Raw genomic sequence first — 26,072 nt, 5'->3', positions numbered from 1 at the left:
AACCCTCTGCCGGCGCCGCATGCCCGCTCCCCGCCGCGAGGCGGCGGGGGATTTTCGGGATGTCGCCCCGCTCAGTGCCCGATACCGAGCCCCGGCAGCACGCCCGTATTCTCGGCCACGACCGCATGCAGCAGGCGCGGATCGGCGCCGAGCAGCTTGAGGATCGTCGGCGCGACCTGCTTCGTGCCGACGAGATCGTTCACGGCGCGCGCGCGATGGATGCCCGGATACGACACGAGCAGGCCGAGGTGGCTGTCGTCCGGCGCGTTGCCGCCGTGCTCTTCATCCTTCTTCGTGCTCGACGTGTAGATCACGCCCGGATTCGGCTGGACGATGATGTCCGGCGTGCGGCCGTTGGCCGGATCGCCGAACCGGTCGGCGAGCGCCGCGCCGTACAGGATGTAGGCCTGCGGACCGTCCGCGCAGATTCCCGGCGCGTTGCAGCCCAGGTTCGCCTTCAGCGTCTGCACCACGGCCGTGCGCTGGCTGCGGTCACGCAGCCAGATCAGGCCGACGTCGTCGGTCTGCACGAAGCCCGTGCCGACCAGGCCCGACCCGTCGTTCAGGTTGCCCGTCGTCGTGTTGTTCTGGCCGAAGTTGCCGTTCGAGTCGAGGTAGTTGTTCGCTTCGAGCAGCTTCGACAGCGTGTCGCCGTTCTTTACGAGCTTCGTGTGGTCGGTCGGCGACTGGCCGTGCTTCGACGTCACGATCACGGCCGTCGACGTGTACAGGTTGGCCTGCTTCAGCGCCGCGACGATATGGCCGATCGAGTTGTCGACATAGGTGATCGCGTTCGCGACCTGCCCGCTCGGCGTGAAGTCAGCGTCGAGATACCCGCCGCCCTTCGCGACCGGCGCCTTCTGCGCGACGCTCAACGTCTGGAAGTCGGCGCCGAACAGCGTCGGCACCGGCGCGCTCTTCGTGCCCGTCGAATCGCGGCCTTCGATCTGGTTGATCAGCGCCTGCACGTGCAGGTTGTCGAAGCGCGCGGTGTGCGAATAGACGTCCGTGTAGTCGGTGTTCGTCGCCGGGTCGATCGAGTTGATCTCGGTGCGCATCAGATCGTCGACGCCGGTGCCCGACGGGCCGTTCAGCCAGTCGTAACCCCACGCATGCTTGTCGGCCCACGCGGTGTGCGCATTCGGCACGCCGGCCTTCACGGCTTCGAACACCGTGTTGGTCTTCACGTAGTTGTGCGGATAGACCGGCACGCACTGGCCGCCCACGCGTGCATGCGGGATCGCCTGCGGGTTGAACGCGCCGCCGCCGTCGAGGTGCACGAGCTTGCCGCCGTTGATCGCGTCGATGCCGGTCGTTTCGTCGAACACGACGTTCCAGCCCTGCTTGCCCGAGCAGGTCGTGTCGCTCGGCGCATACAGGTTGCGGTCATACGACACGTCGTAGAACAGGCCGGCCGTCTTCGGCGAGCCGCCCGTCACGAGTGCCGCGAGGCCCGGGAACGAATCCGACAGGCCGGGCGTGTACGCATTCGTATACGTCACGCCGCTCTTGGCGAGCACCGCGATGTTCGGGCACGTGTTCGCGCCGATGCAGCGCGCGAGATCCTGCTCGTGCAGACCGTCGACGCTGATCAGCAGCACGTGCTTCACGACACGGTGCGCATTGCCGCGATCCTCGCCCTGGCTGTTGCCGTCCTGCTGCGCCGCGTGCGCGCCCACGCTTGCGAGCGCCAGCGCGCCCGCCACCATCGCCGCCATCTTCCGCTGCTTACCGAAAAACGAAATCATCACCCCACCTCATCGATTGATGTTGAACTGCGTGACTTGCCAACAGGCGCGCAAAATATCGCCGGATCGTGCGGCGGTCGGATGAAGCAAGGCTTTCTGTTGTCTGTCAAACGTAACCAAACGCAAGTGACATGAAGCGGTCGCAATGCGATCCGCTCCGTGCGTCGGGCCGTACGACCGGATTTTTTTTCGGCTTGGCCCACGACTATTGGCGTGTGATAAAGGGTTTTCCCTGACCCGGAGCACGAGTATGTCGACCCTGGAAGCTCTCCGGTTCGTGCTGGACGATGCACGTACCCCCGAAATCATTCGCCATCATGTCGTCGACGCGCTGCAATACGCGCTGCGCAACTACGGACAGGTGTTCACCGCGAAGGAAATCGAATGGCTGACGCAGTGGGACGACGCGCGTCTGCCGCTGGCCGCGAGGAAGGAACTGGAGAAGCGCGAACCGGCAATCGCCGCGCGCTGAAAAAAAACGCCGCCGCGCCCGGCTCGTGCGGACGCGGCGGCAGCAGATGAAGCGACGGCTTACTGGAGCCCGAAGTCGACGCGGGTCGTCGCGCCCTTGTCTTCGATGCCCTTCGCATCGAGCTTCGGCGCGACAACGAACATGCGGCTCGAATCGATCTTCCCTTCGAGGTACTGGCGCACGGCCTGCGCGCGCTGCTGCGCGAGCGCACGCAGCGCGTTGTCGTCGGCCGGAGCGTGATCGGCCAGCGCCTGCTTCATGTCCGCATCGGGCAGCGTCTTCTGCAGGCCGACCAGGTTGCGCGGCTTCTTGAAGTCGGCGGCCTTGTACGCGCGCGTCAGGTACTTGGAATATTCGGCGGGGTCGACCTTCACCGACATCGGATCGATGCTCTCGCCCTGGCCGACCACGTCCTTCAGCTTCTGCTGGCGAACCAGCCGCTCGACGTACGCGTCGCGCAGCCCCGGCGTGTCCTTCGCCGGATCGACGCGGCCGATCAGGTCGAGGCGGATCGACGGCTTCTCGGTCAGCATCTTCACGACGGTGTCGAGCTTCTTCTGCTGTGCGTCGGTCAGGTCGTACGTGCCGGGCGCGAACTCGACGTAGCCGAGATCCTCGCCGCCGCCGCCGAACGCATTCGCGAGCAGCGTGAACGGCGACGTGACGGCCTTCGCGATCAGGTTCAGCACCGCATGCCAGATCAGCCCGCCGACGCTGAACTCCGGATTCGACAGCGAACCCGACACCGGCAGGTTCACGTCGATCTGGCCGCGCGTGTTCTTCAGCAGCGAGATCGCGAGCTTCACCGGCAGCTTCGTCGCCGTGTCGTTTTCTACACGATCGCCGAACGTGAGCTGATCGATGAAGATGTGGTTGTTCGCCGACAACTGGTCGTTCGCGAGCTGGTAGTGCAGGTCGACGTTGAGCTTGCCCTTCGTGATCGGGTAGCCGGCGTACTTCGCGGAATACGGCGTCAGGTTGGTCAGTTCGATGTCGTGCGCGGTCGCCGTGAGGTCGAGCGCGGGTTTCTCGATCAGCGGGTTCACCGAGCCCTTGATCGAGATCGGCCCGTTGCCCGCCAGGTTCGCGGCGACATCGACCGGCGCGGACGTCGTCGAATCCGTGCCGAACGCGCCGACCGTGCCCTTGATCGCGATCAGGTTCGCCGTGTAGTTGGGCTTGATGAAGTTGTCGGTGTACGTCACGCGGCCGTCCTGCAGCACGAGCTGGCCAAAGTGCATCCGTACCGGGTTCTGCGGCGGCGTCGCGGCCTTCACGACCGCCGGCGCCGATGCGGCGGCCGGCGCGGACGCCTGCTGCGCGACCGCGGCCGACGCGGCAGGCGCGGCGGCCGGCGGCGTCATGCCCGGCGACAGCGGCACCGGTTCGCCCTTGCTTGCATCGCGCGTCAGCGACTGCGCGGGGCCCGATTGCTTCGCGACGACGTCCTTCAGGTTCAGGCGCCCTTGCGCATCGAGCAGCACGCGGCCGTAGAAGTTCGAGAACGTCACGCGCGCGGCGTCGACGTCGGTGCCCTTCTCGTCGTAGTTCGCCTTCAGGTTCGACAGCGCGAGCGAGCGCCAGCCCGCGAACGGGTCGGACGTCGCCTTGTCGAGCATCCGCACGTCGACGAGCGCGACGTCGCCGCGATAGGTCGCGCGCGGCGCGTCCTTCACCTGCGCGAACGTCAGGTTGCCCTGTGCGTTGAGCAGCGCGCTCGCGATCGTCGCGTTCAGCGCGCTGCCGAAGTACGGCTCGAACGCAGCCGCGTCGAGGCGGTTGCCGTTGATCTTCAGGCCGAGCTTCAGCGGCTGCGCGGTCACGTCGCCCGCGACGTTCAGCGAGCCCTTGCGGTTCAGCGTCGCCTTCAGCTGCACCGGCAGCGGCTTGGTCATGTCGTCGCTGAGTTTCTGCACCGACAGTTCCAGCGGCTTGATCGCCAGCTTCACCGGGCGCGACGTCGACAGGTCGGTGAAGTTCGCAGACGAATCCTTCACGTTCAGCGCGTCGATCCGGTAGTGCCACGATGGCGCGGCGGCCGCGGCCTTGCGCGCGACCGTGCGCTTCGGCACCGACGCCTGCGCGGGTTCGGCCAGCGCCGCGAGGTCGATCTTGCCGTCCTTCAGGCGCTTCACGTCGAGCGCGAGCCCGCTCGCGTCGACGCTCGCGATCTCCGCGGTGCGCGCGGCGACGTCGACCTTCGTGATCTTCGCGCTCGCGTCGGGCAGCACGATCGCGGGCGCCTTCGTGTCGGGCGTCGCGATCTTCAGCGACTTCAGGCTCACCGTGCTGTCGGCGACCTGCGCGGCGAGCGGCGTCTTGCCCCAGTCGGCCTGTGCGTTGACGGTCGCGCCGAGCGTGCCGTCGAGCACGCGCGCGCGCGTCGCCTCGCCGAGGTACGGCTGCAGCGCCGGCAGTGCGAGCGCGGCGACCGTCAGCTTCGTGTCGGCCTGCTTCGCCGCGAGATTGAACGCACCTTCGGCCGTCACGTCGCCGCCGCGCGACAGCGACGTCGACAGCGTGTATTTCGCGGGCGTCTTGCCCTGCAGCGAGAAGCCGTCGAGCGTCGCGGCGAGCTTCGTGAGCGACAGCGCGGTCGGCGGCGCCGGCACGCGATCGTCGACGTTGACCGTGCCGCCGTCGATCGCGAAATGACGGATCGTCAGGTCGAGCGGCGCCGCCGCCTTCGCGCTGGCGGCGGTTTCGGCCTTCGCGCCGCTGGCTGCTGCTGCGGCGGCGGTCCCGGAAGCGGCTGCGGCACCCGACGCCGCCGGCTCACCGGCTTCGGCCTTCGGTGCGGCGCCCGGTTGTGCGACGAGCTTCTCGACGTTCAGCACGCCCTGCTTGTCGCGCGACAGGTCGACCACCGGCTGGTCGATCCGGATCTCGTCGAAGTGCATCGCGTTGCGCAGCGGCTCGAGGCTGGCCGCCGCGACGTGCACGCCGCGCGCGGCGAACAGCGGCGCGGACGCGTGGTCCGTGACCTTCGCGTCGTTCAGGTCGACGGTGCCCGAGACACGCAGCGCGGGCGTCTCGCCGCTCATCACGAAATTGATCGCAAGGTTGCTGCTCAGCAGGCCGCTCGTCACGGCCACCGGCAGCTTCGCCGGCACGTACGAGATCAGCTTCGGCACGTCGAGGCGGTCGAACTTCAGCGCGATCTCCGACTCGCGCGACTGCGCGAACGGCTTGGTCTTGCCGTCGATCGCGATCGGGCTGCCGTCGAAACGCGCGCGCAGCTTCGGTTCGACGAAGATGTCGGTCTTCGACGCCAGCGTCGCGATATACGGGATGCCGAGCGTCCAGTTGTCGACGACGTGCTTTTCGTTCAGCAGGCGATCGTCGAAGTCGATCCGGCCGTCGTTCACCTGGATGTTCGATATCGAGAACTGCGTCGGCTTGCTTGCAGGTTTGGACGGCGTGGAGAATTTCTCGATCAGGTCGGTGAAGTTGAAGCGCTGCGCGTCGTAGCGGACGATGTGAAAGCGCGGCGAATCGAGGCGGATTTCGTTGACGATCGGCGCGCCGCGGAACAGCGACGACCACGACGGCCTCACGACGAGCTTGCCGATGTCGACGAAGTCGCCGTGGCCGCCGCGCTCGCCGACGTGGATGCCGTCGGCTTCGAGATTCAACGTGTACGGGTTCAGCGCGATGCGCTGGATCGTGGCCGGCCGGTCGAGCTGCCGGCTCAGTTGCTGTTCGGCGACATGGCGGATCAGCGGCGGCGCAGCGAAGAACCCGAGCAGTCCGAATAAAACGAGGAAGATCAGCACGCCGATGCCGATACGCCGGGTCCGGCGCGAGCGTGCAATGCCGCCGAGGGCATGGAGGGTCGAGGATACGGTTTCTTTGTCTGCGCTTGCCATGCTTGAATATCTCGGGAATGGATGCCGGGCCGCATCGGAGAACCGGGCGGCCCCGCACGCTATCCCGAAAGTATAGGCTCAGGAGGTGACGGTACGGAGGTCGGGCGCCGCCGCTGCGCCCGCGGGTCGGACAACGGCGGCGGTCAACCGTTCATTTGCGGACGACGACGGGCGGCATCCACGACCCGTCGCTCGCCTGCGGCTTCGGCGCGTACAGGCGCAACGCGAGCGCGAAGTCGGTGCGCGGCGCCGGCAGCCAGTTGCCGGCATGCGTGCCGCCCGGCGACGCCGACACGACGACGTCGATCGAGCCGTCGTGGTTGCGGCGCAGCCGGTCGCGATCGCCAAGCGAGCGGCGGGCTGCCCCGAGGTCGGGCAGCGCGCCGTTCGTCTCGTACGGCGTGAGCGTCCAGAACGCGCGCGCCGGCGGCAGCGCGCCCGGCGCGAAATGCAGCACGTAGCGGTTCGCGCCGTTCAGCGGATGGCCGTCGCTGTCCACGCGGACGACCGCGAGCGTCTCGTCGTCGCGCGTCGCGGTGCCGAACTGCGAGTAGGCCGCATACGCGCGCAGCGCGTAATCCTGGCCGTACTTGCCGGCCGTGTCGCCGATCCAGCTCCAGCCGTTCGCGTTCAGCAGGTTCGACGGCGGCGCCGCGAGCCGCGCGCGCGCCTCGGCGACGCCGGCCGTCGCGGCCGTGAGGCGGTCGCCCGTCCACAGCACCGGGTAGCCGGCCGACACGCCGATGTCGCCGAGCAATTCCTGCGCGTGCGCGTCGTCGGCCGGCGCCGGGTTGTCCTGCAGCGCCTGCGCGAAGCGCGCGAAGAACGCCTTCGGGTCGAGCGCGGCCACCTGCTCGGCCGGCGTGCCGCCGCCCACCGCTTCGGACGGCGCGCTGCCCGCATGGACCGCGACCGACGCGCCGCGCGCGGCGCCCGTGTAAACGGACAGCGGCACCACGCGGATCGCGCGCTGCAGCTTCTTCACGTTCGTCAGGTCGCGCCCGCCGCTCGTCTGCAGCCGCACTTCGAGCCAGGCATTGCCCGACGGCACGTCGACGCGCTGCACGCCCTTCGGCAGCGTGCCCTGCCAGTCCTTCGCGGCAAAGGCAATCGTTTGCGATCGCGCGCCGCCACGGGCGCCGCGTGCCGGCACGCTCGACGACGACCACAGCACATTCGTCCACATGTCGAGCGCACGCGCATCCCAGTAGCGGCCGCGCGTGTCCGGCAGCGTGACGATCACGGGTTCGGCGGCGACGTCGAGCCAGCCGGTCGAGTCGAGCGTGTCGACGCCCGGCAGCGGCGGATTGACCGCGCCGACGGGCGGCAGCGCCTGCGCGTGGCGCAGCGTGTTGAGCGGCGCCTGCCCCGGCTGCGCGCCGTCGCCGCCCGTCGCCGCGTCCTTCGCGACGTCCATCAGCACGAGCGGATACGCATAGATATAGGAGTCGGCGACTTCCGCGCGCATCCAGCCGGTTTTCCGCTGGATCGCGTCCGGTTGCGACGCGCATCCCGCAAGCAACGCCGCAATGGCCAGCGACGCGCACGCGCGCCGCAGAGAAACTGATTCCCGCTGGTTTTCAATCATCGATTACTGGCCGAATATCGTTCTTTTCAGTCAACGCCTTGTTCGACTCGCGAACGACGAAAACAAGGCACCTCAGCTTGCCCGCATGACCGTCTCGCTACGGTGGGCGCTGATGTCAGGCCGGTATCATAGCGCCTAAGGGCATCCCCCAATATGCCGAATAGAGGACGGAACGGTAGCGCTATCGACGGATTCGAAATATTTCGCGAGATTCGCCAAAAAACCGGGGACGTCGAAGCGACACCTGCACGCGCCGGAACGATTCCGAAGCGGAGAGGTTCGTGGTCTGGATTGACAAATGGTGTCACTATTGACACCATGCGCTATGGCAAGCGATTGGAAGATCCTCGAACAAATGAGGCGCGAGCCCGCGAATGTGCGATTCAACGATCTGTTCAAGGTCTGCGAGGCACACTTCGGAGCGGCCCGCCAATCCGGTTCAAGCCAGGCCATTTTCAAGACACCGTGGCAAGGCGATCCACGAGTGAATATCCAGAATGATCGCGGGAAAGCGAAGGCGTATCAGGTGCGGCAGGTTCTCGACGCGATCGATCGACTGAAGGAACAGAAATCATGACCCAAGACCACTTTACGTACCGCGTAACGTGGTCCCCGGAGGACGGGGAGCACGTCGGCCTCTGCGCGGAGTTCCCGTCTCTTTCATGGCTCGACGAAACGCCGGAAGGCGCACTGGCCGGCATTCGCCGGCTCGTCGCCGATGTCGTGCGCGACATGGCCGCGAACGGGGAGAAGGTGCCCGAGCCGATCGCCGACCGAACCTACAGCGGTGAATTCAAAGTCCGCATCCCTCCGCAGGCGCACCGCGCGCTGGTGATCCAGGCCGCCGAACAAGGCGTCAGCCTGAATCGTCTCGCGAGCGCCAAGCTCTGCGCCTGACCGCGCAATCGAGCGCAAACGCACGACCGCCCGGCTGTCCGTCTGGAAGCCGGGCGCTGGCTTTTTCCGGGCCGTAACAACCGGTGTGCATCGACAGCGTCACCACCGCTTGACCTTACCATCATGGGAATGTTGATACTGGAACCATTCGCGGCACGAACCGCGCTTTTGGGGAATCCGACATGACTGAACCACTTGCCTCCGCCGCGCTGCAAACGATCGAACTGACCGTCGACGGCATGCATTGCGGCGGCTGCACGGGCCGCGTGCAGCGCGCGCTGGCCGCCGTGCCGGGCGTCGTCGACGCGGCGGTCGATCTCGACGCGCGCACGGCGACGGTGACCGCGCAGGAAACGGTCGAGCCCGGCCAGCTCGTCGACGCGGTCGGCGAGATCGGCTACCGCGCGGTGGTGCGTGACGCGGCGGTTGAAGCCGTCGCGGCCGTGCCTGCGGCACACGCGCTGCGCGAAGAAACGCCGCCCGTGCCGGCGGCGGCGTTGCCTGCAGCCACGGCCACGATCGAACTCGATATCGACGGAATGACCTGCGCGTCGTGCGTATCGCGCGTCGAAAAGGCGCTCGCGAAGGTGCCGGGCGTCACGCGTGCGTCGGTCAATCTCGCGACCGAACGCGCCACGGTTGACGCTGCGGCAGACGTTTCCGCGTCGCAACTGACGGACGCCGTGAAGCAGGCCGGCTATGGCGCGACGCCGGTCGCCGACGCCGTCGCCACGCGGCCGGCAGAATCCGCCGCCTCCACCGATCTCGGTCTCGAACTCGATATCGGCGGCATGACCTGCGCGTCCTGCGCCGGCCGCGTCGAAAAAGCGCTGGCCGCCGTGCCGGGCGTCGCGCGCGCGTCGGTCAATCTCGCGACCGAGCGCGCATCGGTGCACGGCGCCGGCGCACTCGACGCCGCCACGCTGATCGCGGCGGTCACCACGGCCGGCTACCGCGCGTCGCTCGCCGTCGCGCCGTCGGCCGGCGCAATGGCCGGCGCCGACGCGCAACCGGCCAGCCCTGCGCAGGATCCCGACGCCCGCAAGCGCCGCGAAGCGGTTCGCGAACGCAATCTCGTGATCTGGTCGGCGGTGCTGAGCGCGCCGCTCGTCGCGCCGATGCTCGTCGCACCGTTCGGCATCGACCTGATGCTGCCCGGCTGGCTCCAGCTCGTGCTCGCGTCGATCGTGCAGTTCGGCTTCGGCGCGCGCTTCTACCGTGCGGCCTGGCATGCGGTGAAGGCGCGCGCCGGCAACATGGACCTGCTGGTCGCGCTCGGCACGTCGGCCGCGTACGGGCTGAGCCTGTGGATGCTGCTGCGCGATCCCGCGCATCCCGGCCACCTGTATTTCGAGGCGTCGGCCGTCATCGTCACGCTCGTGCGCTTCGGCAAATGGCTCGAATCGCGCGCGAAGCGCCAGACCACCGAGGCGATCCGCGCACTGAACGCGCTGCGGCCCGACCGTGCGCGCGTCGTCGAGCACGGCATCGAACGCGACGTACCGCTGTCGCAGGTGCGCGTCGGCACGAACGTCGGCATCCGCCCCGGCGAGCGCGTGCCCGTCGACGGCCGGATCGTGTCGGGCCGTTCGCACATCGACGAATCGCTGATCACCGGCGAAAGCCTGCCCGTGCCGAAGGACGACGGCGATGCCGTCACGGCCGGCTCGATCAACGGCGAAGGCGCGCTCGTCGTCGAAACCACCGCGATCGGCGCGGAGACGACGCTCGCGCGCATCATCCGCCTCGTCGAATCCGCGCAGGCCGAGAAGGCGCCGATCCAGCGGCTCGTCGATCGTGTCAGCGAAGTGTTCGTGCCGGCGATCCTCGGGATCGCGCTGCTGACGCTGGTCGGCTGGCTGATCGCCGGCGCCGGGACGGAAACCGCGATCCTCAACGCGGTCGCGGTGCTCGTCATCGCGTGCCCGTGCGCGCTCGGCCTCGCGACGCCCGCCGCGATCATGGCCGGCACGGGCGTCGCGGCCCGGCACGGCGTGCTGATCAAGGACGCGCAGGCGCTCGAACTCGCGCAGCGCGCCACCGTGATCGCGTTCGACAAGACCGGCACGCTGACCGAAGGCAAGCCGTCCGTGACGGCGTTCGAAGCGGTCGGCGTGCCGCGCGACGAAGCGCTCGCGCTCGCGGCGGCGGTGCAGCGTCAGAGCGACCATCCGCTCGCACGCGCCGTGGTCGCCGCGCACGACGCGGACGTGTCCGCGCGCGGTGCTGGCGCGCCGTCGGCCGTCGCGGCCGATGCGCGCGCGGTGGCCGGACGCGGCGTGGAAGCGCGCGTCGGCGGGCAGTTGCTCGCGCTCGGCAGCACGCGCTGGCGCGACGAGCTCGGCATCGCGGTGTCGCCGGCGCTCGACGCTCGCGCGGCGGAACTCGAACGCGCGGGCAACACGATTTCGTGGCTGATGCGCGCCGATGCGCCACGCGCGTTGGTCGCGCTGATCGCGTTCGGCGACACGGTGAAGCCGGGCGCCCGCGACGCGATCGCGGCGCTGTCGGCGCGCGGCGTCGCGAGCGTGCTCGTGACGGGCGACAACCACGGCAGCGCGGCGGCCGTCGCGGCGTCGCTCGGCATCGGCGAAGTGCATGCGCAGGTGCTGCCCGACGACAAGGCGCGCGTCGTCGTCGAACTGAAGCGTACGCACGGCGGGATCGTCGCGATGGTCGGCGACGGGATCAACGATGCGCCCGCGCTCGCCGCGGCCGATGTCGGCATCGCGATGTCGACCGGCACGGACGTCGCGATGCACACGGCCGGCATCACGCTGATGCGCGGCGATCCGGCGCTCGTCGCCGATGCGATCGACATCTCCAAGCGCACGTACCGGAAGATCCAGCAGAACCTGTTCTGGGCGTTCGTCTACAACCTGGTCGGCGTGCCGCTCGCGGCGCTCGGCTTGCTGAACCCGGTGATCGCGGGCGCGGCGATGGCGTTTTCCAGCGTCAGCGTCGTGACCAACGCGCTGCTGCTGCGGAGATGGAAAGGCCGCGCGCGCTGATGTGCCGGTGATGCGTGCCGAATGGCCGTTCGGTGTTCGGTGTTCGGTGTTCGGTGTTCGGTGTTCGGTGTTCGGTGTTCGGTGTTCAGCGCTTGGCGAACAGGAAGGATCGGGAGGGTGGCCGGTGGTGGCCGTCAGCGGTGTGTCGAATCGGCCGCACGTGACGACGCAGCGCCGGCCAGCGGATTCAGCCCGGGATAACAGGCTTGATCAACGTCGTCGTGATCGGCGCGAAGCCGCACGCACGATACAGCGCGCGGGCCGCCGTGTTGTGATTGAACACCGACAACCCGATCTCGGTGATGCCATACCCGCGCGCCTCGGCGTCGAGCGCATCGAGCGCGCGCGTGGCCCAGCCCTGGCGGCGCCGGGACGGGACGATATCGAGGTCGTAGATGAACAGCGTGCGGTTCGGCCCTTCGGGCACGATCGCGTACCAGAGGTCGCCCACCGCATCGCCGCTGGTGCCGTCGATGAGCACGACGAGTATCTGGCCGGATGTCCGCAGGCCGTCCGGCAGCAGCGTGTCGAAACAGGCGCGCGCACGATCGGCCGCGTCTTCGACAGCGTTTTGTCCGGATGAAACGAGATCGCGCGCATAGCCGTCGATGGCTCGCGTGCGGTACGCGTGGAATTCGCCGGCCGTCATCGGCCGCATCTGGAGCATGGCCCGGTCGCCGTGAAGGGTATCGGACTTCCAGTGTAGCGGGACGGTCGCGCCGGCGCGCAATGCGGCGGCGGAAAGCGGGCGGGCAGGTACGGCAGGCGCCGCGCTGAATCAGCGAATCAGCGAATCAGCGAATCAGCGACGATACAGGACGATCGGCACGAGATGCGCACGGCGCACGCGCTCGGCTTCGGCTCGACGCGCAGCGTACGAGTAATCGGCGTCGAGCGGCAGGTGCGGCGACACGAACAGGTCGTCGATCTTTTGCAGCAGGGCAAGGATGAAGCTCATGTGAGACTCCTGACAGATGTGGCTAGGGTTTTCCCTTAGATTGACTCCATTCTAAGGGTTTTCCCTGAATTCTGCCAGTGCGCCGCATCAGTTTGCCGCATACGCACCGTCGCCGATCGCAAGCGCGGAACGGCGATCCTTTGCCCGTCGGGCTTCCAGGATAGGGTCGGAACGATCAGCGCGTGCGGCGGGCACGCTTGGCGACGGCCGCCTCGCGGTTCGCATTGCGCTGAAGCCGGTCGACCTGCGACAGGAGCGCTTCGTGGTGCTCCTCGAGCGTCGTCAGCGTCGCCTGCTGCGTCGACAGATCGGCCGCCAGGCGATCGATCCGCTGCTGCTTGTTGGCCGCGTCCTGCTTCAGGTGTGCGATCTGCCGCGTTTGCAGCACCAGCGCGACGAGCCCTGCCAGCACGACGACGGCCAGCGCCAGCAGCAGGCGGTTGACGCGGCGCATCTCGCGATCGGCCGTGCGCGTCAGACCGTCCACGTCGGCCTGCAGCGCGGCGAGCCGGTCGGTCAGCGGGCGCAGGTGCGTGTCCGGATCGAAGGCCGGCGCGACCGGTTGCGCGCGTTCCGACGACGGCTTCGTCACGAACGACGCGGCGGAAGCCACCGGCTGCGTGACCGGCAACGGCGAGGCGTTGGTCGGGGCAGCGTCACCGGGGTTCGCGGGGTTCGCGGCGATCGCCGACTCAGCCGGCTCAGCCGGTTGTGCCGGCGCCTGCGGCTTGACTGTCAAAGCGGCATCCAGCACCGGATTCGATCCGTTCGCGTCCAGCGCCTTGTCGACGCTCGTCGCAGCCGGCGCAGATTGCACCGCCGTCGCGTCGATTGCACCGGCAGTCGCCCGGCGTTTGGTGCCCGACGAGGAACGGCGCTCTTTCACTGCGTCGCCGCGAGATCGCCCTTCGCGGGATTTGACGGCCGCGTCGCCGGTCGCCGCTTCGACAGCAGCCTTCGCGACTTCGCCATCAGCCGCTTGCCGATCGGCCGCCTCCACCACGGCGCCATCTGCCGCTTGCAGCCCGGTTGCCGTTACGGTGGCGCCATCGGCCACACGCACATCGGCCGCCTTCGTTGCAGCGCCGTCGGTCGCAGGCACATCGACCGCCTTCACTGCAACACCATCAGCCGCAGACACACCGTCTTCGCTCCCGGCATCACCACCTTCAGGCGCCGAAACACTGTCGACCTCCACCGCCACTTCCGGCTTCACCGCAGTATCAGCTTCCGCCTGTCCCACGACACTCGCACCCTCCGGCGCGCTGAATCCGTCCAGCGAGGCCTGCCGCCCGGCGGCCGCATCGTCCGCGACGCCGGCCGCCGCGTCGGCTTCCGCAACCGCTTCGTCGCGCCCCGTGACCTGCACCCGCTCGCCCGGCTCGAGTACCGGATCGCCGAACAGGTCGAACGTCAGTTCGTCCCGCGGCGCATCGCCGGGCCGCGACGTCGCCCTCGCGGACGTGCTGCCCGCGGCAGCCGCCGAGCGCTGGCGGGAACGGGCCGACGAACGATTGAAACGGGAACGGGAACGGGAGCGAGGCGTGGAAACGGATTCGGTCATGGAAATCGGATGGCAGGGCCCGCGAGCGCGGAACCGGATGTCGAACGGAATCGGTGGCCGGCCATTGTCGCACGCCCCGCAACCGATTCAGCCTATTCGTCGCCCGACAGCCCGCTCCCTTCCTCGAAACGCGTGACGCCCGGCAGCCCGCGCAGCTTGTCGCAGATCGCCCGGTATTCGAGTTCCGACACCCGCGCGAGCGCGATGCGCACCTCGTCGTGCTCTCCGGTGTCGTCGGCGCGCTGCGCGATGAACTGCTTCACGCGCGCGCTGTCGGGGCCGAGCGCCGCGTGCAGCGAATCGAACGTCAGCGCACCACTCACCACCGTCAGCGCGAGCTGGCGCCGCTGGCGCACCGTGAAGTAGCGCCGCTCCAGCGGCTTGATGCCGGCCAGGATGATCAGGATGATGATCGTCGCCGAAATCGACGCGACATAGAGCCCGCCGCCCACCGCAAGGCCGATCGCGGCGACCGACCACAGGCTCGCGGCCGTCGTCAGCCCGCGCACGATCTCGCCGCGCAGCAGGATCGAGCCCGCACCGAGGAAGCCGATGCCCGACACGACCTGCGCGGCGATCCGCGACGGATCGAGCACGATGTGCTCGCTGCTGCCGAGCACGTCGGCGAAACCGAACGCCGATACGATCATGATCAGCGTCGAGCCGACACACACGAGCATGTGCGTGCGCAGGCCGGCCGCCCACGACAGGCGCTCGCGCTCGAAGCCGATGACGCTGCCGAGCGCGGCCGCGAGAACGAGCCGCATCACGAGTTCCAGATTGCTGAGCATCCGATTTATCTCCTTTTTTTTGGTGCCGGCCGCGCGGAATGTTTTATCCTTGCCGTCGGCCGCGCCGATCCGGGCCGCGCCGACACGTTTCGATCCAAACGCTCAACCCCGTCATGTCCGTTTCCGACTCTGCTTCCGCCCAGGCCGCCCAGCTGCGCCACCATTTCGCGCACGTCGTCTTGCCGATCTGGCGAGGTTCAGGGTTCGACCACACCTTGCGGCTGCCGTTCGAGGCCGTCGATCCGGCCACCCACGCGCCGCTGCCCGCTACCCGTTATCGCGCAATGGCCTGTGCGCGGCAACTTTTCGTGTTCGCGCAGGCCGGCGACGCGACGCACGCGGCCACGCTGTTCGACGCGCTGTGCAGCCGCTTCCGCGACACGCGCCACGGCGGCTGGATCTACAGCGTCGACGCGCAGGGCGCGCCGCTCGATACGACCAAGGATCTCTATACGCACGCGTTCATCGTGTTCGCGTGCGCCGCGTGGCATGCGGCGTCGGGCGACGCCGCCGCGCGCACGGTGGCCGAGGAAACCGCCTCGTTGATCCAGGACCGCTTCGCGCCGCGCCCCGGCGACGCGCTGCTCGATGCGGCGCGCCACGCCGATTTCTCGTCATCCGGCAGCGGCGCGCTGCAGAATCCGCTGATGCACCTGACCGAAGCGTGGCTCGCGGCCGCCGACGCATTCGGCGATACGGCGTTCGACGATGCGCTCGCGCGCACCGCGCAGGCCGTCGAGCGCACCTTCGTCGACACGGCGACCGGCTGCGTGGCCGAGTTGCCGCTCGGGGCGGCCGACAACCGCTTCGAGCCCGGCCATCAGTTCGAGTGGTTCTATCTGGTCGATGCGGCCGGCGCACGGCTCGCGCAGACCGGGCTCCCCGGCGCGCTGTCGCGCGCGTTCGCGTTCGCGGAGCAATACGGCGTCGACGCGCAGACGGGCGGCGTCTGCGCGGCGCTCGATGCGCAAGGCGCGTGCATCGACGGCACGCAGCGGATCTGGGCGCAGACCGAATACCTGCGCGCGCTCGCGACGCACGGCGGCACGCCGGCCTCCGCGCCGCTCGCGCAGCAGATCGGGCGCTTCGCCGCGCGCTTCCTGCATCCGCGCGGCTGGTTCGAGTGCAAGACGGCGGACGGGCAGGTGTCGCGCGCCGACATGCCGTCGACGACGCCCTACCATCTCGCGACCGCCTACGCGGCGCTGCCGGCCGGTTCGTAACCCGCGTCGGCGAACGACGGCGCCGCGCGTTCGCCACGTGCGGCGCGCGCATCGCCGAGTTCGAACACCGACACCGCCTGCATCAGGTGCGCGGTCTGGTCGTTCAGCGACGCGGCCGCCGCCGCGACTTCCTCCACCAGCGCCGCGTTCTGCTGCGTCAGTTGATCCATCTGCGTGACGGCCTGGTTCACCTGCTCGATCCCGACGCTCTGCTCGACCGACGCGGCCGTGATCTCGGACATCGTCTGCACGACGCGCGTGATCGACGCCGACACCGTCCGCATCGCGTCGCCGGCGCGCTCGACCAGTTCCGCACCGCCGTTGATCTGCGCGACCGAATCCTCGATCAGCGCCTTGATCTCCTTCGCCGATTGCGCGCTGCGCTGCGCGAGCGAGCGCACTTCGCCCGCGACGACCGCGAAGCCGCGCCCCTGTTCGCCGGCCCGCGCGGCCTCGACCGCCGCGTTCAGCGCGAGGATGTTGGTCTGGAACGCGATGCCGTCGATCACCGAGATGATCTCCGCGATCCGCCCCGAGCTCTGCGCGATGCCGCGCATCCGGTCGATCACGCTGTCGACCACACCGCCGCCGTGGCTCGTCGCTTCAAGCGCCGCGTCGGCCAGCGCGCTGGCCGCGCGTGCGCTGTCGGTGTTCTGCCGGACGGTCGCGGTCAATTCCTCCATGCTCGCGGCCGTTTCCTCGAGCGATGCGGCCTGCGTGCCCGTGCGCGCCGACAGGTCGGCGTTGCCGCCCGCGATCTCGCCCGCGCCGAGGTGGATCGCATCGGACGCGTGGCGCACCGTGCGCACGGTGCCCGCGATGCTCGTCTGCATCGCGGCGAGGCCGCGCAGCATCCGGTCGATCTCGAATACGCCGCCCGCCCGCACGGCTTCGTCGAGCCGGCCCTGCGCGATCTGCTCGAAATGGCGGCCGGCCTCGTCCAGCGGCGCGACGACCGCGCGCCGCGCGGCCGCGTAGATCGCCGCGCTCGCCGCGAGCATCGCCGCCAGCAGCGCGATGCCGACCGACTTGAACCAGAGCATGCCGCCGTCTATCGTGTCGAGTGCCGTGCGGCTCGATGCACTGCCGTATTCGGCGAAGCGATGCAGCTCGGCGATGTAGGCATCCTGGATGCCTTGCGTCGGCTGGTCGAGGAAGGCCTGGATGTTGTCGGCGTCGAGGAACTGCACGAGTTCGCCAAGCGCGCCGCGCAGCGCGCGATAGCGCCCGGCGAGCGCCGCGACGCGTGCGCGGTTCGTGTCGTCGACCGGCTGCGCGGCCGTCAGCGCGGCAAACGCCTTGTCCGCTTCGGCAAGCGAAGCGCCGGCATGGCGGATGATGTCCCCCGGCTTCGGGCCGCCGCGCACCATCCGCGTGCCGGCGCGCGACAGGTTGATGCGCGCGTCGAGCAGTTGCTCGGTCGCCTGGTTGGCCGCGTCGACCTGCGCGATCGCGACGTTCGACAGATCGTCGACGCCGCTGCGCGTCGACGCGAGCGCCCAGAAGCCGAGCGCTTCGATCGCAAACAGAAAGAGGCAGAACACGGTCAACACGCCGAGCAGACCCGACGCGAGCTTGATTTTTCCGAACATGGGGAGATTCCTGGAGAGCGGACGATGAGGCAATGCCCCGGCATTAGCGGCATTTCTTCGTCGGACTTTAGGAGCGGCCGTTCAGGTGCGGCCGGCAACGCGGACCCGTGACGCGCGTCGCTCGCGCATTCCCGCCGAATCGCCCGCAAACAAGGACAACTCCCGCGTTCGACGCAATAATCGCGTCGCATCGCGCCGGAAATTGCAGGAAACGCGGACGAATTTCCTTGCTTATCCGCAGCCCCCTTCCTAGAGTTCAGCGCAAGCGGGCACTCATTTCGAGGAAAGTCGATGACCGACATCACGGACCACGCGCGCGGCGCATTGCGCGCGCAACCGTTCAGCATGCTGCTGGGCACGGAGCTGATGCATATCGGCGACAACGAGGTGTCGCTGTGCCTGCACGTGCGCGACGAACTGCGGCAGCAGCACGGTTTCGTGCACGGCGGCGTCATCAGCTATCTCGCCGACAACGCGCTGACATTCGCCGGCGCGCTCGTGCTCGGCCCGCGCGTGATCACGGCCGAATACAAGATCAACTACCTGCGGCCGGCCGTGAACGGCACGCTCGTCGCCCGCGCGAAGCTCGTCTATGCGGGCCGGCACCAGGCGACCTGCCAGTGTCATGTGTTCGTCATCGACGGCGATCACGAGCGGCTCGTCGCGATCGCGCAAGGCACGATCAATCGCGTCGGCGACGGCAAGGTGCCGGATATGCCGGAGGAAACCGCCTGAAAACGGCCTGAGCGGCCGTCACCCGATACCGCGAGCAGCGTGCCTCCGCGCCGCTAACCCGCGGCGTCCCCTGTCAGCGGCAGGAAACGCGGCGCCACGCGCGCCCGCACGTTGCCGTTCCCGTCGGTACGGTAGATCCCGCGCGCCGCGTTGTGCGGATGCGCGGCCGCGTCGGCCACGCTCAATACCGGCGCGAAACACGCGTCGGTGCCTTCGAGCAGCGCGCGCCAGTGCGCGGACGGCTGCTGCGCGAACACCTCGGCGAACCGCACCTTCAGCGCGGGCCAGCGCGCGCGGTCGTACTGCGACGCCGGATCGACGTCGGTCAGCCCGAGCCGTTCGACCAGCAGCGCATAGAACGGCGGCTCGAGCGCGCCGATCGTCACGCATTCGCCGTCCGCGCAGCGATACACGTCGTAGAACGGCGCGTCGTGGAAGAGGCTCGGCTGCGCGCCGTCGAGCTGCCCGTTCGCGCGCGCCCACAGCGCGAGCGAACCGAGCATCGACACGATGTCGACGATCGCGCCGTCGACCACGCGCCCCGGCCCGCCGCCGCGCACGTCGAACAGCGCGCAGACGATCCCGAACGCGAGCCCGAGCGCGCCGCCCGCATCGCCGACGACGGTCGGCGGCAGGCCCGGCCGGCCGTCGTTCGGCGCCGACAGCGACAGCAGCCCCGTCAGCGCGACGTAATTCAGGTCGTGCCCGGCCGCGGCCGCGAGCGGGCCGTGCTGGCCCCAGCCGGTCATCCGCCCGTACACGAGCTTCGGGTGGCGGCGCGCGCAATCTTCCGGCCCGAGGCCGAGCCGCTCCATCACGCCGGGCCGCAACCCCTCGATCAGCGCGTCGGCCTGCGCGATCAGTTCGAGCGCCGCATCGCGGCCGGCCGGCGCCTTCAGGTCGAGCTCGACCATCGTCTTGCCTTCGCGCAGCAGGTCGCCGTCGCGGCCCCGCAGCGCGTCCGGCGCGCTCGTGCGCCCGGACGGGCGCGCGATCAGCGTGATCCGCGCGCCCATCCCGGCAAGCATCCAGCCCGCCAGCGGACCGGGGCCGAGACCTTCGAATTCGACGATGTGGATGCCGGAAAGCGGCGCGTTCAATGGCATTGCGACCTCGCAGAAATGCAACCGGGACGGGGCAACGAAACGCATCGATTCTATGCGAATGCGTGCGACGCGCGCGGCACGCGTGGCACGAACGACGACCGGCCCGATACACGGGAACGACGTCCCGGCCGCATCGCCCTCGCTCGCCCTCGCTCGCCCTCAATCGCCCTCAATCGCCCACAATCTCCGCCAGGCACCGGCACTCGCCCGATGCCGGCAACGCCCGGCGCGCAGGCCAGCTTCGCCCGGCTAGCCGGCCGCCTCATCCGCGCGTTCGACCAGCGCCTCGCGCATCGCCCCGACGATCGCGTCGCGATGCGCGTCGATCCGCTCGACCGGCCCGGCCACGCCCATCGCCAGCGGCAGGCCGTTCCAGCCGTCCGCGATCACCATCGAGATCATCGCGGCGCCTTGCGTCACCGTATGCGCCGAATACGAGTAACCGTGCCGGCGCGTCTGTTCGACCTTGTCGAGCACGACGTCCTCGTCGATCGTCCTGCCCGACTTCCCGAGCCGGCGGATGCTGCGCGCCACGAGCCGGCGGATCGTGCTGTCCGGCTGGATGCTCAGCAGCGCCCAGCCGAGGCTCGACATGCAGATCTCGCGGCGCGTGCCGATCGGCGCATAGAACTGGATCGGAATCGTATGGGTACCCGCGACCGCGTCGAGGTACTGCACGTACAGATCGCTCTGCACCGCGACCACGACCGCCTCGTGCGTGCGGGCGGCCAGCCGCTTCGCGACGGCGTGCCAGTGCCGCCGGCTGCCTGCCGCCGAATCGACGAGCGCTTCGCCGAGATTGACGAGCCGCGCGGTCGGCGCATAGGCGTGCGTCGCATCGTCGTACGCGAGATAGCCGAGCGCCTTCATGCTGGTCAGCAGCGCCGCCGCGCTCGACCCCGGATAGCCGCAACGCGTGGCGATCTCGCGCACGCTCAGCGGCCGCTGCAATGCGCTGAAGAGTTCCAGCACCTCGAACACGCGCGCCGCGCTCTTGACCACGTTTCCGCTCATCCCGCCCTCTCCGCACGCAACCGGGACGGGCGTTCCACATATGTGGAACGGAATTTCCCGCCGCCAACCGTCGTGACGATACTAGGCTTCGACCCGCGGCGTGAAGTCCCGCGGCACAGAACCCACGGAGACACCATGGCAGCCTTTCTGATCCGTGAACGGCAGGGCCCGATCCTGACCGTCACGATGAACCGTCCCGAAACCCGCAACGCCATTTCGGACACCGATGCGATCGACGCGCTGACCGAATGCTGCGACGACGCGAACCGCGACGACTCGATCCGCGTGCTGGTCCTGACCGGCGCCGGCACGGCGTTTTCGTCGGGCGGCAACGTGAAGGCGATGCGCGCGTTCATCGAATCTGACCCGCACGACCTCGCGGCGATCCGGACGAGCTATCGCCGCGGCATACAGCGCGTGGCGCAGGCGTTCCAGCAGCTCGAAGTGCCGGCCATCGCGGCGGTCAACGGCCCGGCCATCGGCGCCGGTACCGATCTCGCGTGCATGTGCGACATCCGCATCGCCGCCGACAGCGCGCGCTTCGCCGAAAGCTTCATCGCGCTCGGCCTCGTGCCGGGCGACGGCGGCGCGTGGTTCCTGCCGCAGATCGTCGGCGCCGCCGTCGCCGCGGAAATGTCGTTCACGGGCGACGCGCTGGACGCGCAGGCGGCGCTGCGCTGCGGGCTCGTCTCGCGCGTCGTTCCCGACGGCGACCTCCTCGCGCACGCGCATGAACTGGCCGGCCGCATCGCCCGCCACTCGGGCACCGCGTTGCGCCTGACCAAGCGGTTGCTGCGCGAAGGCCGGCACGCGAGCCTCGACACATTGCTCGACCTGTCGGCCTCGTACCAGGCGTTCGCACACGCCACGCCCGAACATCGCGCGGCGGTGAACGCGCTGTTCGCCGCACGCGGCTGAACCGGCGACGCGTCGCATGCCGTGCGGCCGGCACATGCCGGCATGCCGGACCATCGAATTCCACATCGAAGGAGACATCGTCATGACCAGCAACAACGAAGGCGCACTCGCAGGCGTGCGCGTGGTAGACCTGAGCCGCGTCTATGCGGGGCCGTTCTGCGCGCAGACGCTCGCCGACCACGGCGCCGACGTCATCAAGATCGAGCCGCCGCAGGGAGACGAAACGCGCGACTGGGGGCCCGCAATGCCGGGCGGCCTCTCCAGCTACTACTGGGGGCTCAACCGCAACAAGCGCAATCTCGCGCTCGACCTGTCGCATCCGGACGGACGCGACGTACTGTTCCGCCTGCTCGAGACGGCCGACGTGCTGGTCGACAACTTCAAGCAGGGCACGCTCGAACGCTGGGGCATCGGGTACGAAGACTGCCTGCGCGAACGCTTCCCGCGCCTCGTCCATTGCTCGATCTCCGGATACGGCACCGACGGCCCGCTCGCGCGGTTTCCGGGCTACGACGCCGTCGCGCAGGGGCTGGCCGGCTTCATGTCGATCAACGGCGAACCAGGCGGCATGCCGCTCAAGGTGCCGTTTCCGGTCGTCGATTACGCGGCCGGCCTGAGCGCCGTGTCGAGCATCCTGCTCGCGCTGGTCGAACGGACGCGCTCCGGGCTCGGGCAACACGTCGACATCGACCTGTTCAGCACGGCGCTGTCGATGCTGCATCCGGTCAGCACGAGCTGGATGGCGACCGGCGACATCCCCGTCGCGACCGGCAACGTGTACGGCGCGATCGCGCCGTACGGCGTCTATCCGTGCAAGGACAAGCCGGTCGCCACCGGCGCCGGCAACAACCGCACGTTTGCGCGGCTCGTCGAAGCGCTCGGCGTGCCCGAGCTTGCGCGCGATCCACGGTTCGCGACCAACGCAAAACGTGTCGCGAATCGTGACGCGCTCGACACGCTGCTCGGGCAACTGACCGCCGAGCTCCGCGCCGACGACGTCGTCGACCGACTGTTGCACGCGGGCGTCGCGACGGGGCCGGTGAACACCGTCGCCGACGCATTCGGCCATCCGCAAACGGCTCGCAACGCGATGTTCGTCGACACCGACACGTACACCGGCGCGGGCATCCCCGCCAAACTCTCTCGCACGCCCGGATCGATACGCCGGCCGCCGCAGCCGTTCGCCGCCGACACCGACGCCGTGCTCGACGCGTTCGGCATCGACGCAGCCCGTCGGGAAGCGTTGCGGCAGGCGGGCGTGCTCCACGACACGCGCGCGAACGCGACCGGGAGCGCGTCATGACCCGTTCGAGCGCGTTTTCTTCGCCGACGGGCGACGACGCCCCGTCGATCCTGCGCAACGACGACGACGGCATCGCGTGGCTGACGATCCATCGCCCGCACGTCGCCAACGCGTTGTCCGCCGAAGCGATCCGGCGCCTGTGCGACGAACTGGTCACGCTCGACGACAACCCCGCGATTCGCGCGATCGTGATCCGCGGTGCGGGCGAACGCGCCTTCAGTGCGGGCATCGATCTCGGCGATCCCGAAATGCGCGGGATGCGGCCGATGCGCGGGCTCGCACGAAACGTGCACGAGCTGATCCTGGAGCTGCGCAAGCCGACCATCGCGGCAATCAACGGCTTCGCCGTCGGCGGCGGCTGCGAAATCGCGCTCGCGTGCGACCTGCGGATCGCCGCCGAGCACGCGTACTTCGCGCTGCCCGAAGCGCGGGTCGGCATGGGCGCGAATTTCGCGAGCGTGCTGTTGCCGCGCATGCTGCCGCGCGCCATCGCGATGGAGCTGCTGTTCACGGGCCGCCGCTTCGACGCGGACGAAGCGCAGCGCGCCGGGTTGCTGAACCGCGTCGTCCCCGGCGCCGCACTCGACGACACGGTGCGCGAACTGGCGCAGGCGATCGCCGCGAACGCGCCGCTCACGATCCGCCGCATCAAGGAAACCGCGACCCGCAGCCAGGGGCTGCCGGTTGCCGCGGCGCTGCGGCTGGACGTCGGCCCCGACGTCTACGCGAGCGAGGACCGGATCGAAGGCGCCCGCGCGTTTCTCGAGAAGCGCAAGCCGGTATTCAGGGGGCGCTGAGCCCGACGCAGCACGGCGACACAACGCGCGCAACCGCTCCCAGAACGCGGGCGCGCAAAAAAAAGACATGGAACGGAGACACCTTCATGCAACGGAAAGCCTTCCTGATCGGCGCCTTCGCACTGTGCGCGGCGTCGGCACACGCGTCGTCGGTCACGCTGTACGGGATCGTCGACAGCTACGTCGAATTCGATCGCATCGGCAGCCTGTCGAGCGTGCGGCAGAGCGGCGGCGGATCGTCGACCAGCCGCTTCGGGCTGACGGGCGTCGAGGATCTCGGCGGCGGCACCTCGACGAAGTTCGTGCTGGAAAGCGGCTTCTCGCCAGCCGACGGATCGTTCCAGGGCGGCACGCTGTTCTACCGGCAGGCATACGTATCGCTGCAGAACACACGCTACGGCGACCTCCGGCTCGGCCGGCAATACACGCCGTCGTTCTACATCGTGTACGAAGGCGATCCGTTCGGGCTCAACGAACGGCTGTCGCCGCTCGCGCTGCTCGCGACGTCGACGGACACGATCACGAGCAACACGACACCGCCGATTCCGCGCTTCAACCAGGCGGCGTCGTATCTCAGCCCCGACTGGAACGGCCTGCGCGTGATGGCCACGTACGGCTTTCCGACACCGAACGCGCTGTCCACGCAGGCCGGACGCAACTATGGCGCCGGGCTCCAGTACCGGATCGGCGGGCTCTATCTCGGCGCGGGCTTCCAGGGCGACGTGTCGGCCGGCAACCTGTCGCCCGTCGTCTACCCGTCGACGACCCGCCATTACGTGTTCGCGGCCAACTACGCGTTCGCGCGCGTCAAGCTGTACGCCGCGTTTCTCCATGGCGTCAGCACGGCGCCGAACCTGCCCGCGTTCTCGACCGCGAGCGTCGGCGCATCGATCAACGTCGGCGCGCTCGATCGCGTGCTCGTATCGGTCGTGCGCCGTGACGTGAAAGGCTCGGCAAACGACGCGACCGCGCTCGGCGTCGGGTACGACCATCCGCTGTCGAAGCGGACTTCGCTCTACGCGCGCTATCTCTACATGAAAAACGGCGGCGACGCACGCAACACGATCGTCGTCGGCCTGCAGCCGCAACCGGGCGGCACCGAGCAGGTGCTCGCGCTCGGCATCGTTCACCGCTTCTGACGGAGTGCCCATGACCCCGACCCTTTCCACCCGCCCGGCCGCCGTCGACGATGGCGCGACGCAGGCGCTCTACCGCCGGATCTCGCGCCGGCTGCTGCCGTTCCTGATCCTCTGCTACACGCTGTCGTTCATCGACCGGATCAACGTCGGCTTCGCGCACGCGCAGATGGCCGCCGAACTGCACTTCTCCGACGCCGTCTATGGGCTTGGCGCGGGCATCTTCTTCATCGGCTACATGGCATTCGAGATTCCGAGCAACGCGTTGCTCGCGCGGATCGGCGCACGCAAGACGATTGCACGAATCATGGTGCTGTGGGGGCTCGGCTCGGCCGCGACGATGTTCGTCACGACGCCCGCGCAGTTCTACGCGTGCCGATTCCTGCTGGGCGTGTTCGAGGCCGGCTTCTTCCCCGGCATCCTGTTCTATCTCGGCGCGTGGTATCCGCCGCGGCAGCGCGCGAAGGCGTTCGCGCTCTTCATGACGGCGCTGTACCTCGCGGGCATGATCGCCGGGCCCGTGTCGGGCGCCATCCTCACGTACTTCGACGGAGCGGCCGGCCTGAGCGGCTGGCAATGGCTGTTCCTCGTGGAAGGCCTGCCGAGCAGCGCGATCGGCATCGTCGCGCTGCGGTTTCTCGACGACCGACCGGACGATGCACGCTGGCTGTCGGACGCCGACAAGGCCGCGCTGCGCGCCGCGCACGCGCATGCCGAACCCGGTACGCCGGATGCGAACGCGGCGCGGCCGCTGCTCGCGCACCGCGATTTCTGGCTGCTATGCGCGGCCAATTTTGCGATCGCGGCCGCCGGCTACGCACTCGTGTTCTGGATGCCCGTGATCCTGCATCGCGGCGGCCTGCACGGCGCGATGCAGATCGGGCTGCTGTCGGCGCTGCCCTACCTGTGCGGCATCGTCGGCATGCTCGGGATGGGCTGGCGCACCGAACGCCGGCGCGAATGGCGCGGGCACGGTGCATTCGCCATGCTCGCGTGTGCGGCGGCGCTCGCCGGGCTGGCGAGCGTCGACGGCACGCCGCACCTGGTAATCGCGCTCTGCATCGCGGTCGCCACGCACGCCGCGGCACTGCCCGCGTTCTGGGTGGTGCCGGGGCTCGCACTGCCGAAGCGCTCGATGGCGGTCGCGATCGCGGCGATCACGATGTCCGGCGCGATCGGCGGGTTCGCAAGCCCGTTCCTGATGGGCGTGCTCAACACGGCCACCGGGTCGATGCGCGGCGGGCTCTATTTCAACGCGGCGTTGCTCGCGGCCGGCTGCGTGGCGCTGCTCGGCACGCTGCGCGCGCGGCCGGCGCCGCTGCCAGCCGCGCGCTGATCGCGCCGGTTTCC

The 26,072-nt window shown here is 69.0% G+C and carries 21 protein-coding genes; 11 read left to right on the top strand and 10 right to left on the bottom strand.

Features of this window, described 5'->3' with window-relative positions:
- Positions 1-71 precede the first annotated feature (71 nt).
- Entirely contained in the window at positions 72-1,748 is a 1,677-nt protein-coding gene (locus JYG32_RS28870; protein WP_213265879.1) for an alkaline phosphatase family protein, read from the bottom strand.
- Between the two features lie 250 nt (positions 1,749-1,998).
- Between JYG32_RS28870 and JYG32_RS28865 the strand changes: the two genes are divergently transcribed.
- Positions 1,999-2,220, top strand: a complete 222-nt coding sequence (locus tag JYG32_RS28865) for a hypothetical protein (protein ID WP_174383393.1) — start codon at positions 1,999-2,001, stop codon at positions 2,218-2,220.
- A 59-nt stretch (positions 2,221-2,279) separates the two neighbouring features.
- Here the strand turns inward: JYG32_RS28865 and JYG32_RS28860 are convergent, their stop codons facing one another.
- Both JYG32_RS28860 and JYG32_RS28855 read right to left on the bottom strand, forming a co-directional pair.
- The gene (locus JYG32_RS28860; protein ID WP_213265878.1) at positions 2,280-6,089 is read right to left on the bottom strand and encodes a DUF748 domain-containing protein; all 3,810 of its coding nucleotides are present in this window, start codon (positions 6,087-6,089) and stop codon (positions 2,280-2,282) included.
- A gap of 151 nt (positions 6,090-6,240) precedes the next feature.
- Positions 6,241-7,677 carry a DUF1254 domain-containing protein gene (locus tag JYG32_RS28855; RefSeq protein ID WP_213265877.1) on the bottom strand — a complete coding sequence of 479 codons (1,437 nt, stop codon included), beginning with the start codon at positions 7,675-7,677 and terminating at the stop codon, positions 6,241-6,243.
- Positions 7,678-7,975: 298 nt separating this feature from the next.
- On the opposite strand from JYG32_RS28855, the gene JYG32_RS28850 reads away from it, so the two are divergent.
- The 3 genes from JYG32_RS28850 to JYG32_RS28840 all read left to right on the top strand — a co-directional run bounded on the left by JYG32_RS28850 (position 7,976) and on the right by JYG32_RS28840 (position 11,585).
- Positions 7,976-8,254: a toxin HicA gene (locus JYG32_RS28850; protein ID WP_213265876.1), complete on the top strand. Its 279-nt coding sequence runs from the start codon at positions 7,976-7,978 to the stop codon at positions 8,252-8,254.
- The gene (locus JYG32_RS28845) at positions 8,251-8,574 is read left to right on the top strand and encodes a type II toxin-antitoxin system HicB family antitoxin (protein WP_047902238.1); all 324 of its coding nucleotides are present in this window, start codon (positions 8,251-8,253) and stop codon (positions 8,572-8,574) included. Before JYG32_RS28850 ends, JYG32_RS28845 begins: the two co-directional genes overlap by 4 nt.
- A gap of 182 nt (positions 8,575-8,756) precedes the next feature.
- On the top strand, positions 8,757-11,585 hold the full coding sequence (locus JYG32_RS28840) for a heavy metal translocating P-type ATPase (RefSeq protein ID WP_213265875.1): 2,829 nt from the start codon (positions 8,757-8,759) through the stop codon (positions 11,583-11,585).
- Positions 11,586-11,772: 187 nt separating this feature from the next.
- On the opposite strand, the gene JYG32_RS28835 is transcribed toward JYG32_RS28840, so the two are convergent.
- The 4 genes from JYG32_RS28835 to JYG32_RS28820 form a co-directional block, all read right to left on the bottom strand.
- On the bottom strand, positions 11,773-12,252 hold the full coding sequence (locus tag JYG32_RS28835) for a GNAT family N-acetyltransferase (RefSeq protein WP_213265874.1): 480 nt from the start codon (positions 12,250-12,252) through the stop codon (positions 11,773-11,775).
- Positions 12,253-12,387: 135 nt separating this feature from the next.
- A complete protein-coding gene (locus JYG32_RS28830) occupies positions 12,388-12,543 on the bottom strand; it encodes a hypothetical protein (protein WP_174382494.1) in 156 nt (51 codons plus the stop codon).
- A 175-nt stretch (positions 12,544-12,718) separates the two neighbouring features.
- The gene (locus JYG32_RS28825) at positions 12,719-14,107 is read right to left on the bottom strand and encodes a flagellar hook-length control protein FliK (protein ID WP_213265873.1); all 1,389 of its coding nucleotides are present in this window, start codon (positions 14,105-14,107) and stop codon (positions 12,719-12,721) included.
- A gap of 92 nt (positions 14,108-14,199) precedes the next feature.
- Positions 14,200-14,898 (bottom strand): MgtC/SapB family protein, encoded by a 699-nt coding sequence (locus JYG32_RS28820; RefSeq protein WP_213265872.1) that lies wholly within the window; start codon positions 14,896-14,898, stop codon positions 14,200-14,202.
- Positions 14,899-15,011: 113 nt separating this feature from the next.
- On the opposite strand from JYG32_RS28820, the gene JYG32_RS28815 reads away from it, so the two are divergent.
- On the top strand, positions 15,012-16,121 hold the full coding sequence (locus JYG32_RS28815; protein WP_213265871.1) for an AGE family epimerase/isomerase: 1,110 nt from the start codon (positions 15,012-15,014) through the stop codon (positions 16,119-16,121).
- Here the strand turns inward: JYG32_RS28815 and JYG32_RS28810 are convergent.
- Positions 16,094-17,713: a methyl-accepting chemotaxis protein gene (locus JYG32_RS28810; protein WP_213265870.1), complete on the bottom strand. Its 1,620-nt coding sequence runs from the start codon at positions 17,711-17,713 to the stop codon at positions 16,094-16,096. The two genes, JYG32_RS28815 and JYG32_RS28810, sit on opposite strands and share 28 nt — an antisense overlap.
- A gap of 291 nt (positions 17,714-18,004) precedes the next feature.
- Here JYG32_RS28810 and JYG32_RS28805 point away from each other — a divergent pair, with 291 nt between their 5' ends.
- Entirely contained in the window at positions 18,005-18,448 is a 444-nt protein-coding gene (locus JYG32_RS28805; protein WP_047902232.1) for a PaaI family thioesterase, read from the top strand.
- Between the two features lie 53 nt (positions 18,449-18,501).
- Here the strand turns inward: JYG32_RS28805 and JYG32_RS28800 are convergent, their stop codons facing one another.
- The gene (locus tag JYG32_RS28800; RefSeq protein ID WP_213265869.1) at positions 18,502-19,554 is read right to left on the bottom strand and encodes a CaiB/BaiF CoA transferase family protein; all 1,053 of its coding nucleotides are present in this window, start codon (positions 19,552-19,554) and stop codon (positions 18,502-18,504) included.
- Positions 19,555-19,803: 249 nt separating this feature from the next.
- A complete protein-coding gene (locus JYG32_RS28795; RefSeq protein WP_213265868.1) occupies positions 19,804-20,568 on the bottom strand; it encodes an IclR family transcriptional regulator in 765 nt (254 codons plus the stop codon).
- Between the two features lie 135 nt (positions 20,569-20,703).
- On the opposite strand from JYG32_RS28795, the gene JYG32_RS28790 reads away from it, so the two are divergent.
- The 5 genes from JYG32_RS28790 (at position 20,704) to JYG32_RS28770 (ending at position 26,058) form a co-directional block, all read left to right on the top strand.
- The gene (locus JYG32_RS28790) at positions 20,704-21,486 is read left to right on the top strand and encodes a crotonase/enoyl-CoA hydratase family protein (RefSeq protein WP_213265867.1); all 783 of its coding nucleotides are present in this window, start codon (positions 20,704-20,706) and stop codon (positions 21,484-21,486) included.
- A gap of 82 nt (positions 21,487-21,568) precedes the next feature.
- Positions 21,569-22,789: a CaiB/BaiF CoA transferase family protein gene (locus JYG32_RS28785; protein WP_213265866.1), complete on the top strand. Its 1,221-nt coding sequence runs from the start codon at positions 21,569-21,571 to the stop codon at positions 22,787-22,789.
- Positions 22,786-23,586: an enoyl-CoA hydratase/isomerase family protein gene (locus JYG32_RS28780; protein WP_213265865.1), complete on the top strand. Its 801-nt coding sequence runs from the start codon at positions 22,786-22,788 to the stop codon at positions 23,584-23,586. The genes JYG32_RS28785 and JYG32_RS28780 overlap by 4 nt, the downstream gene beginning before the upstream one ends.
- A gap of 86 nt (positions 23,587-23,672) precedes the next feature.
- Positions 23,673-24,725: a porin gene (locus tag JYG32_RS28775; RefSeq protein ID WP_213265864.1), complete on the top strand. Its 1,053-nt coding sequence runs from the start codon at positions 23,673-23,675 to the stop codon at positions 24,723-24,725.
- A 10-nt stretch (positions 24,726-24,735) separates the two neighbouring features.
- Positions 24,736-26,058, top strand: coding sequence for an MFS transporter (locus JYG32_RS28770; RefSeq protein ID WP_213265863.1), 1,323 nt, complete (start codon positions 24,736-24,738; stop codon positions 26,056-26,058).
- The last annotated feature ends 14 nt before the right edge of the window (positions 26,059-26,072 follow it).

The sequence above is a fragment of the Burkholderia pyrrocinia genome, from assembly GCF_018417535.1.
GTDB lineage: Bacteria > Pseudomonadota > Gammaproteobacteria > Burkholderiales > Burkholderiaceae > Burkholderia > Burkholderia pyrrocinia_E.
The sequence above is the reverse complement of the archived record's forward strand: the minus strand, read 5'-3'. Positions and strand labels throughout refer to the sequence as shown.